The organism is Arenibaculum sp. (assembly GCF_035998295.1).
Lineage (GTDB): Bacteria > Pseudomonadota > Alphaproteobacteria > Azospirillales > Azospirillaceae > DASYHS01.
This window is the reverse complement of record NZ_DASYHS010000207.1, coordinates 59,733-69,072: the sequence shown is the minus strand read 5'-3', so window position 1 is coordinate 69,072 and position 9,340 is coordinate 59,733. Positions and strand designations below refer to the sequence as shown.

General features: G+C 71.0%; 8 protein-coding genes. 4 read left to right on the top strand and 4 right to left on the bottom strand.

Going from position 1 to position 9,340, the window contains the following annotated elements; translation table 11 throughout:
- Window positions 1-2,205: amino acid adenylation domain-containing protein (locus tag VGO20_RS20355; RefSeq protein ID WP_327504215.1), on the bottom strand; the 2,205-nt coding region annotated here is incomplete at its 3' end.
- A 296-nt stretch (window positions 2,206-2,501) separates the two neighbouring features.
- On the opposite strand from VGO20_RS20355, the gene VGO20_RS20350 reads away from it, so the two are divergent.
- A complete protein-coding gene (locus tag VGO20_RS20350) occupies window positions 2,502-3,614 on the top strand; it encodes a GSCFA domain-containing protein (protein WP_327504214.1) in 1,113 nt (370 codons plus the stop codon).
- Window positions 3,577-4,272 carry a hypothetical protein gene (locus VGO20_RS20345; protein WP_327504213.1) on the top strand — a complete coding sequence of 232 codons (696 nt, stop codon included), beginning with the start codon at window positions 3,577-3,579 and terminating at the stop codon, window positions 4,270-4,272. Before VGO20_RS20350 ends, VGO20_RS20345 begins: the two co-directional genes overlap by 38 nt.
- Before the next feature lie 13 nt (window positions 4,273-4,285).
- On the opposite strand, the gene VGO20_RS20340 is transcribed toward VGO20_RS20345, so the two are convergent.
- Entirely contained in the window at window positions 4,286-5,329 is a 1,044-nt protein-coding gene (locus VGO20_RS20340; RefSeq protein ID WP_327504212.1) for a DUF2332 domain-containing protein, read from the bottom strand.
- Window positions 5,330-5,511: 182 nt separating this feature from the next.
- On the opposite strand from VGO20_RS20340, the gene alkB reads away from it, so the two are divergent.
- Together alkB and VGO20_RS20330 are read left to right on the top strand one after the other, a co-directional pair.
- On the top strand, window positions 5,512-6,147 hold the full coding sequence (gene alkB / locus VGO20_RS20335) for a DNA oxidative demethylase AlkB (RefSeq protein WP_327504211.1): 636 nt from the start codon (window positions 5,512-5,514) through the stop codon (window positions 6,145-6,147).
- A 91-nt stretch (window positions 6,148-6,238) separates the two neighbouring features.
- Entirely contained in the window at window positions 6,239-7,516 is a 1,278-nt protein-coding gene (locus VGO20_RS20330) for an MFS transporter (protein ID WP_327504210.1), read from the top strand.
- On the opposite strand, the gene VGO20_RS20325 is transcribed toward VGO20_RS20330, so the two are convergent.
- Window positions 7,482-8,126 (bottom strand): LysE family translocator, encoded by a 645-nt coding sequence (locus VGO20_RS20325; RefSeq protein WP_327504209.1) that lies wholly within the window; start codon window positions 8,124-8,126, stop codon window positions 7,482-7,484. The two genes, VGO20_RS20330 and VGO20_RS20325, sit on opposite strands and share 35 nt — an antisense overlap.
- A 51-nt stretch (window positions 8,127-8,177) precedes the next feature.
- Window positions 8,178-9,212: a phytanoyl-CoA dioxygenase family protein gene (locus VGO20_RS20320; RefSeq protein WP_327504208.1), complete on the bottom strand. Its 1,035-nt coding sequence runs from the start codon at window positions 9,210-9,212 to the stop codon at window positions 8,178-8,180.
- Between the last annotated feature and the right edge of the window lie 128 nt (window positions 9,213-9,340).

The window sequence follows — 9,340 nt, the reverse complement described above, 5'->3', positions numbered from 1 at the left end:
CCTCACCAGGACCCAGCGGACCAGCGGCAGCGTCGAGAAATCGAAAGGCTTCCGCACCTCGCGGTCGACGACGGACCGGAGCGCATCGTCCCTGTCTTCCGGGCCGTCTTCCGGCAGGTCGACGAGGTCGAGAGCGGCGCGCGCCTGCGCGTGGACCTTCTGGTACGGGACGCCGTCCTCGCCTTCGTGGAAGGTCGTCCGGAAGATCTCGTGGCGCGAGACGATGTCGTCGAGGCAGGCCCGGAGCAGCTCGGGATCGATCTCGCCGTGAATCCGGATGATGCTCTGCGCACTGTATGCCAGGGAGTCGGGAGACAGTTTCTCGACCAGCCAGACGCCGTTCTGCTGGTAGGAGAGCGGTACGCGCAGCTCCGAGGACGCCTCGCCGGCCAAGGTCTCGCCCCGGTCCTCGACGCCGTCCGCGACGAGCAGCTCGGCGACACTGGCGACGGTGCCCGCCGCGAACAGGGCCTTGACGGGAAGGCTCCGCCCGAAACGCTCCCGGATGCGGGTCATCGCCTGGACCGCCATCAGGGAGTCGCCGCCGAGGCCGAGGAAGGACTCGTCGCGCCCCACGCGCCCGATCCCGAGCACCTCGGCCCAGATCGCCGCCAGCGCCGTCTCGACCGGCCCGACCGGTGCCACATGGGGCGCCATATGGGCGTGCGCGCCGGTGTCGCCGGAGGCCGGCAATGCCGTCCGGTCGATCTTGCCGTTCGGCGTCAGCGGCAGGGCATCGAGCTGGACATAGGCCGTCGGCACCATGTGGTCCGGCAGCGCCGACGCCAGATGCGCCCGCAATGCCTCGGCCCCCACCTCGGCACCCGAAGCCGGCGTGTAGTAGGCCGCCAGGCGTCCGTCCCGGGCCACGACGACGACGTCGCGCACGCCGGGACAGCTCGACAGGCGTGCTTCGATTTCACCCGGCTCGATCCGAAAACCCCGGACCTTCACCTGGAAGTCGTTGCGGCCCAGGAACTCGATCGCGCCGTCCGGACGCCGGCGGCCGAGGTCGCCGGTGCGGTACAGCCGGTCGCCTTCCACGAACGGGCTGGCGACGAAACGCTCCGCCGTCAGTTCGGGACGGTTCAGGTAGCCTCGCGCCACGCCGGCGCCACCGATATGGATCTCGCCCGCCGCCCCGGCCGGCACCGGCGCCCCCGCTTCGTCCAGCAGGTAAATCCGCACGTTCGCGATCGGACGGCCGATCGGGACGACGCGGGCCGGATCGGCGTCGGGGTCGCAGGAATGCAGGCTGGCCCAGACGGTCGTCTCCGTCGGACCATAGGCGTTGAACATCCGGCGCCCGGAGCCCCGGCGCGCGACGGCGGCGGCGGTCGGCGACTCTCCGGCCACGATCAGGACACGGACGGCATCGAGCGCGCCGTCCGGAAGCCCGGCCAGCACGACCGGCGGCAAGGTCACGTGCGTGGCCCCGCATCGCCGGAGCGCATCGGCCAGTTCCTCGCCGGCGAGGACCGCGCCGCGCGGACCGAGGCACAGCACGGCGCCATGCGCCAGGGCCATCACGATCTCGAACGCGGACGCGTCGAAGCTGAACGGCGCGAACTGGAACACCCTGCTCGCCGGCGTCACGTCGAAGGCCGCCGCCTGGGCGAAGGCGAGGTTGACGAGCCCGACATGCTCGACCATCACGCCCTTGGGAGTGCCGGTCGAGCCTGAGGTGTAGATGACGTAGGCGAGGTTGCGCGGCGTCAGGGCGCCGCGATCGAGGTCGGTATCGGGCAGCCCGGCCCAGGACGCCTCGGCGCCGAGATCGACGACCGGCACCGGGACCGGGACCGGGACCGGGAGAGTGCCCGGCGAACCATCGGTCACCACCGCGACCGGCGCCGCGTCGGCGAGCATGAAGGCCAAGCGCTCGGCCGGATATGAGGGATCGAGCGGCAGGTACGCCCCGCCCGCCTTGAGCACCGCCAGCAGCGCCACCACCATCCCGGGCGAGCGCTCGGTGCGGATCGCGACCAGCCGGTCCGGCCCGACGCCGAGCGTACGCAGATGGCGCGCCAGCCGGTTGGCGCGCGCGTTCAGCGCACCGTAGCTCAGCACCTCGCCTTCATGGACCAGCGCCGGCGCGTCCGGGTTCAGCGTCGCCTGCGCCTCGAACAGCTCATGGAGGCAGCGGTCCGTGGGATATTCCGCCTCGGTCCGGTTCCAATCCTCCGGCTGTTCCGGCGTCTCCATGCCCACCCCTACGCATCACGTCGAAAATGTCGCGCCTCTCCAGTCAGTCCAAGAAAACCTGTCGGCGCGAGCGGGCAAGCTAGCTCACGGATCGGAGCTTCACAAGAGACAGTGTTACAGCCGCAACTTATTTGATCGTCGGTTACTGGAGAAGAACACCGCAACCGCTCTACCATACCTTCAGATTTTCCGAGCTTTCTAAAATTCACTTCATACTCACGCATGCAAAATAAGCCACGACAAATAGAAGGCATCCATTTTGTGTACGGCCCAGGCAGGAATTGCATTGCCCTCGCATGGACCCGGGTCATAGCATCACGCCCGAGAAGCACCGCATCCACGACCGCCTGGACATGAATCCGTATCAGTCGCTGCCTTCCCGCTCGTTCTGGCGATCAGCGGTCGCGGAGAGGGACGCCGCGTCCATCGACGACCTGTGGACGCCGAAATTCCCGATCGGCCGGCACGACGCGATCGCGACGGCCGGTTCGTGCTTCGCCCGACATATCGGGCGAGCCCTGGCCGGGCACGGCATGAACTGGCTCGACGCCGAACCGGCCCCCTCCGACGTGCCGGAACCCGAGCGCGAGAAGCGCCACTACGGCGTGTTCTCGTTCCGGACGGGGAACGTCTACACGGCCGCCATGCTCAGGCAGTGGGTGGAATGGGCGCTCGGCGTGTCGTCACCGCCGGACGAGGTCTGGACCGAGGGCGGCCGCTTCTTCGATCCGTTCCGCCCGGCCGTGGAGCCGGAGGGCTTCGGCTGCGTCGACGACCTTCGGCACTCGCGCCGGACGACCCTGCGCGCGGTCGAGACGGCGATGACCACGGCCCGCTGCTTCGTCTTCACCCTGGGCCTGACCGAAGCCTGGAGCAACGATGCGACCTCGACCGTGTACCCGGTCTGCCCGGGAACGATCCGCGGCACCTTCGACCCGGCGGTCCACCGCTTCCGCAACTTCACCCACGCCGAGGTCCATGACGACCTGAACGCGACGATCGCGATGATCCGGAACGTGAACCCCGGCATGCGCATCCTGCTCACCGTGTCGCCCGTCCCCTTGACGGCCACGGCCACCGGCCGGCATGCCTTGACCGCGACGACCTATTCCAAGTCCGTGCTCAGGGCCGCGGCCGGGCAGCTTGCCGAGGAATGCGATCACGTCGATTACTTCCCTTCCTACGAGATGATCACCGGCTTCCCCTTCAAGGGCATGTTCTTCGAGAAGAACATGCGCAGCGTATCGCCGACCGGCGTCGATTTCGTGATGCGGCAGTTCTTCGGCGCGATCCATGCCCAGGAGCCGCCTGCCCCCGCTCCGGCCCCTGTCCTCCCTCCCCCCGAGACCGCCCCCGGCGAGGATTTCCTCTGTGACGACGCCGTGCTCGACTACTACCGCGACCGCTAGGTTCCTGCTGATCGGCGATTCCCACGCCGGCCCTATCGGGAAGGCGGCGCGCCGGCAGGGACTCCCTTTCACCGGCGGTCCGCTCGGTGCCGGGCGCGAGTTCAACACCGACTTCTTCGACGGCGCAGAGGGCGACCTCACCTTCCGGAAGAAGGAAGCGAACGCCTTGTTCCGCCGGTTCCTCGGCGAACTCGGCGCGCCGACGTTTTCCCGGATCACCGTCCCCGTGGTCTCGACGGTCGGCTTCAGCGCCCATTTTCCCGCGACCAGGGAGAACTGGGAGATCTACCAGGCACGGACCGGGGCGTTCGAAGAGGGGTTCCTGTCCAGCCGCCTGTTCGACGAGATCATCCTCGCGATGGCCCGCGGCGCGCTCGCCTTCTACGAATACGCGCTTTCGCTGAAACTGCGGATCGTCGCCGTGATGCCGCCGCAGCGGGTGCCGGTCCTGTCGGACCCCGCGGCGTTCATGGCGGCCCAGGAAACGATCCGCCGCGCGCTCGATGCGCTCGGCGTCGAGATCGTGGACGTGCGATCCGTCGCCGCGGATGGTTCCGGCTTCCAGCACCCGGAATTCTGCGAGGCCGACGACCCCCTGCACGGCAATCTCGCTTTCGGGCAACTGATCCTGGACGAGCTGGCCGCGCGCGGCGTGTGACGAGCCGAGCGCCTCACGCCAGCCAGTTCACGCTCGCGCCATGGGGCTGGGCATGGGCCAGGACGCGGTCGTACCCGCCGGGCCAGTAGGTCAGGCGCAGCTCGAACGCGCCTCCCGGCTCCGGCTCGAAGCGCAGCCAGGCGAGCGGCGCGTCGTCCCCGGCCCGCTGGCCGGCCGCCCGGACGACCTCGGCGATGCGGTCCTGGACCGCCGCCGGCAGGTACTGCCACACGACGGAATGGTAGACGACGCTCGCCCGGCCCGATGCCGGCTCGGCCAGCCGGGCCGACAGCCAGTCCCCCGCGTCGGCACGATCGACCCGGACGCCGGCCTGCCGCGCCGCCGCCATCGCCCCGTCCAGGAGCGCCAGGCGCTCGCGCTGGTCCGCCCACACATAGGAACGCAGGCGCAGCCGATGGTCCGCGCGGTCGAGATCGAGGGGGTTGGTGTCGCAGGCCGCCCGCTCCGCGACCCTCGCCGGCACGTCGAGGGGCGGCCATCCGCCCTGCCATTCGGGAGCGATCTCGACGGCGCCGGCCGGATCGCCCCAGCCCCGCGCCCCGAACCGGTACCGGTAGTGATCCCAGATCAGGTTCAAGCCGCCGCTGGCCCCGATCTCCAGGAGCCTCAGCGGCAGCGAAGCACGCTGCGCCACCTCCAGGAAGCCGCCAAGCAGCACGCCCGAGCGGCGCACCTCGTTGGTCTGGGGCGGAGAGCGCAGAAACTCCCGGATGAACGGCTCATGGGCGGCGATAGCCGCGGCGGCAACAGCCCAAACGGCCTCGGGATCGGGTGTGCGGGGCGGATACACCTCCGCCAGCGCCGGATCGGCCCCACCCAGCACCAGGGCGTGCAGCGCCCCGGCCAGACGCAGCGGCAACGCGTCGGCGACCGGATCGCCCGGCCACGAGCCGAGCAGGCCCGCGAGGCCGCCGCCATCCGAAAGCTCGGCGGCGGCGCATTCCAGCAGCCCGGCCGTGAAGGGCGAGCCCAGGCGCCGGCACCAGACGGCCTGCGTGCGAAAGGAGGCGATCACCTCTTCCCTGACGGCGGACATGTCCCCTCCCTCGTCGACCGGTCGCATGGGGACGACCGATCCCCGGGGCGGCATCCTGCACGAAGCGGCAGAAGGTGTCACATCCGCATCGGCTTTCCGCAGCCCGTCTTCGTACCCTTTCACCGCGACGCCGGACGCCCAACCTATCGCTCGGTCGAAACGGCGGAGGGGGATGTCCGGGAATGCGCGATCTGTTCGGCGGAGGGGACATCGAGGCCCTCGGCGACGGGGCCGCCGTCCTGCGCGGGTTCGCCCTGCGCGAGGCGAAGGACATCCTCGCCGCGGTGGTCGAGGTTTCGGCGGCGGCTCCTTTCCGCCACATGACGACGCCGGGCGGCTATCGAATGTCGGTCGCGATGACCAATTGCGGACGTGCCGGCTGGGTCACCGACCGGCGCGGCTACCGCTACGCTTGCGACGACCCCGAGACGGGGCGGGCCTGGCCGCCGATGCCGCCCTCCTTCCGCGACCTCGCGATGCGCGCGGCCGCGGCGGGCGGCTTCGATGGCTTCGAGCCCGATTCCTGCCTGATCAACCGCTACGAGCCGGGGACGCGGCTGTCGCTGCACCAGGACCGCGACGAGCGCGACTACGCCGCCCCGATCGTGTCGGTCTCGCTCGGCCTGCCTGCCGTGTTCCTGTTCGGCGGCCTCCAGCGCAGCGACCGGCCGCGCCGGGTGCCCCTGGAAAGCGGCGACGTCGCCGTGTGGGGCGGCCCCGCCCGGCTCGCCTTCCACGGGATAATGCCGCTGGCCGAGGGCCACGACCCGCTGACCGGCCGCAGCCGCATCAATCTCACCTTCCGCAGGGCGCTCTGAGCCCCCGCGGAATTCGACAGCAACGGGCGGAGTGCGCGCGGCGCGCGCCGGGTCAGGATGCGGTGAACCGCCATCCGGGAAAGTCCGCCCCTTGCCGACCGACACGCCCCCCCTTCCGCCGGCGTTCAACCGCCTCGTCTGGTCCAATCTCGCCGCCCAGGCGGCCGAGCAGGTGGGCCTTGCCGCCGCGCCGATCGTAGCCGTGCTAGCGCTCGGTGCCGGAGCCGGCGAGACGGGCCTGCTCCAGACCGCGCAGACGCTGCCCTTCCTTCTGCTGGCCATTCCCGCGGGCCTGCTGGCCGACCGCATGTCGCGCCCCCGCCTGATGGCCGGCGCCGAGGCGCTGCGCGCCGCGTCCCTGGTCGCGATACTGGCGCTCGCCTGTTTCGGCGGCCTGACCTGGTGGCTGCTGGCGCTGCTCGGCCTGGTCGGCGCCTGCGGCACGGTCGCCTACAGCGTGGCCGCCCCGGCACTCGTGCCGGCACTCGTGCCGCAGGACGCCCTGGCCGCGGCCAATGCGCGGATAGAGCTCGCGCGCACCCTCGCCTTCGTAGGCGGCCCGGCGCTGGCCGGCGCGCTGGCGGGATGGACCGGCGGGACGCCGGCCTTCGGCCTCGCCGCCGCGCTGTCCGTCCTCGCGGTGCTCCTGCTCGCCCGGATCCGGGAGCCGGCCCGCGCGACGCCCCGGCATCGCCATCCCTTGCAGGACATCCGGGAAGGGATCGGGTTCGCGTTCGGCCACCCGCTGCTCCGCCCCGTCTTCGTGACGCAGATGATCTTCAACGCCGCCTTCTTCATGATGCACGCGGCGTACGTACCTCATGCGATCCGCACCATCGGCCTTTCCGCCGCCGGCGTGGGCGCCACGCTCACGACCTACGGCGTCGGCATGGTGGTCGGCGCGCTGCTGGCGACGCGGGTCGTCCGTGCCCTGCCCTTCGGGATCGTCGTCGCCATCGGGCCGGTCGCGGGGCTCGCCGCGTCGGTCGTGATGGCCCTCACGATATGGGTGCCGTCGGGCCTGCTCGCCGGCCTCAGCTTCTTCCTGATGGGCGCCGGCCCGATTCTCTGGGTCATCAGCACGACCACGCTGCGCCAGACCGTCACTCCGCCGGACCTGCTCGGCCGGGTATCGGCGATCAACATCCTGGCCTACGGCTTCCGGCCGCTCGGCGCCGCGGGCGCCGCGTTGGTCGGCGGCGCCTACGGAGCCGATGCCTGCCTCGTCGTCGCCGCCGTGGGGTTCGTCGCGCAGGCCCTCGTGATCCTCGCCTCGCCGGTGGTAAGGCTCGCCCGCCAGCCCATGGGTGCGGCGAGCCCCGTTACCGCACCCGTCACCGCGCCCGCGCCGCGTCCAGGAGCAGCCTGAGCCCGAGAAGGCCGACGATGCCGGCGGCGGTCCGGTCGAGCAGCGTCTTCGCGCGCAGATAGACGCTGCGCGGCCCCGTGGCCGAGAAGAGGAGCGCCACCAGCCCGTACCATGCCGTCTCCATCAGCAGGACGAGCATCGGCAGGGCGAGCGAAACCCATAGCGGAAGGCCGACGGGCAGCAGCGCCGCGAAGATGCTGCCGTAGAACAGCGCGGTCTTGGGGTTGCTGACCTGGGTGCCGAGCGCCAAGCCGAAGGACTTGGCGAGGCTGCGGCCTCGTACGGACCCGGGATCCGCCCCGGCTGAAACAGGGACCGGCTTCGTCGCCCCCTTCCACATCTGCCAGGCGATGAAGAGGAGATAGAGCCCGCCGGCCACCCGCAAGGCGAGATGAAGCCACTCGACCGTCGTCAGCAGCGCGTGCAGGCCGAGCAGGACGAGCCCGCAGAACGCGGCGGAGCCCACGCCCATGCCGAATGCCGCGGCCAGGCCATGGCTGCGCGACTCGCCGATTGAGATGCGCGCCACGAGCACGAAGCTGGGCCCCGGGCTCATGGTGCCGATCAGCAGGACGCCGAGGGCGCCGAGGATCGCGACGTGGAGTTCCAAGCGAAGTCCTCCGGAAGGTGGTGTCCGACGCTACACCACTGCGCCACGCCGTCAACCCGCGGGCGCGCGCCGCGGACGCAGGGAGAAGCCGGAGACCATCTCGCCGTGGCGCCGGCGGCCCAGCACGCCGGTCAGGCCGAAGGAAAGCTCGAGGATCAGCCGGCGGCGCTCCCGCGCAAGCGTGCCGGTGTGGAAGCCGAAGGGGTCCTCGACGATGCCGGTGCCCGCGGGCCCGGTGAGCACCGTCAGGTTCTCGCGGCCATAGGACCGCAGGACCGTCTCGGTCGAAAGCCCGACGAAGGGCGAGAACTGGTGCGCCAGCCTGCGGACGGCATGGCTGCCCCGAAGGTAGACGTGCGGCCCCGCCCCCTCGTCGACGTCGGTCAGATAGAAGAAGAACTTGAGCTGGCCCCAGTCGTCGAGGTCGAAATGCAGTCTCTCCTGCGAGGCCTGATGGAGGTCGGCCTCGGACGCCGGCGTGCTCGGGAAGCTCCACCACAGCCGCGTCGCGACGGGAACCGGGGGCCTGCCCAGGTACCCGGCCGCGATGCGCTGCAGCCCCGGGTCGCGGCTCAGGGCCCCGATGGCCGGACAGTCCGACACCCGGTCGAGATAATGGCCGACCAGGATCGGCCGGCCGCACGACAGCTCCGCCTCCTCGTGATGTTCGGGCAGGAAGGAGACGTCGCGCGTGGTGCCGGCATAGCACGGCGTCGCCAAGGCGAAGGCCCGGATCTCGCCGACGAGCCCGTCGGGCAGGCGCAGCCCGCGATGCAGCCCCTCGCGCTTCAGATCGCCCAGCACCGCGGCTTCGTCGACGTCGGCGAAGACGGTGGGCGCGGCAGGTTCCTCCCGGCTTTCCCGGGTGCTGCGCACGAACCATACGTAGAGCCGCCGCGCGACCAGCATCCGCGCGAACACGAACATCACCAGCCAGCGGGGGTCCGCCACGGCATCGGCGGCGTAGGTCGGAAAGCGGGCCGAGAAGCGGCGCAGCGTCCGGCCGAGGGACCGCGCAAGGCGCGACAGGGCACCTCCGCCCTGGACGGCCCGGTCTCCCGGACCGGTGGAAATGACCTCGGGCATCCGTCAACCGCTCCGACTGCGTCCGTTCCGCGAGGACACGGTGCGGCCGGCCAGGGCGACGCGCAACGAAGCACCGGAAGCATCTCCGGACGGCCCAGCGGCGCGTCCGGAACGCACGAAGGGAGCAG